Genomic DNA, 508 nt, shown 5'->3' with positions numbered 1-508 from the left:
AAGCAGTCAATGACTATGGCTGCATTAGGAAAGGCTTCTGTGACGACAGCAAACATGCTGTCAGAGAAGTCCATGGTAACTTCCTCGACCAGCTCTCGCTGTTCCTGCGGTATCTGCATAAGAACATTGATAATGTCTGAGGCCTTAGTGCCTTTTACAGCTGCTATTAAGGTGTGACGTTTGCCATGCCCTTCTTTGTTGGTCAAGAATGTCATCAGGTCCTTGTGAAGCATGGTCTCGTCAATGCCCAGCCGTTTGCCTATGTTCTTAGGATGCAGCACCCAGTCCTCTGCATGACTGGCTTGTTCCCAATTACGGAAACCGCTCAGATGATCCTTGTAAGCACGCTCCAGGTTATTGCCATCTACCTTAAAGTATAGCCCCGGCGAGCGGGCCGTTATCGGGTAGGTATCCAAATATTTTTTTTAAGACATCAGCAAACTCCTTAGAGTAGCTGGTGTTATCAGCAAGCAACGAGTACCTGTCAAGGATTATGTTTCTGCCTTCT

At 47.2% G+C, this 508-nt stretch carries 1 protein-coding gene; it reads right to left on the bottom strand.

The features are described from left to right. On the bottom strand, nt 1–416 hold a 416-nt coding region (locus tag D4A39_RS17005; RefSeq protein ID WP_199699490.1), incomplete at its 3' end, for a transposase. Nucleotides 417–508 lie beyond the last annotated feature (92 nt).

It is taken from the genome of Alcanivorax profundi (assembly GCF_003597125.1).
GTDB lineage: Bacteria > Pseudomonadota > Gammaproteobacteria > Pseudomonadales > Alcanivoracaceae > Alcanivorax > Alcanivorax profundi.
The sequence above is the reverse complement of the archived record's forward strand: the minus strand, read 5'-3'. Positions and strand labels throughout refer to the sequence as shown.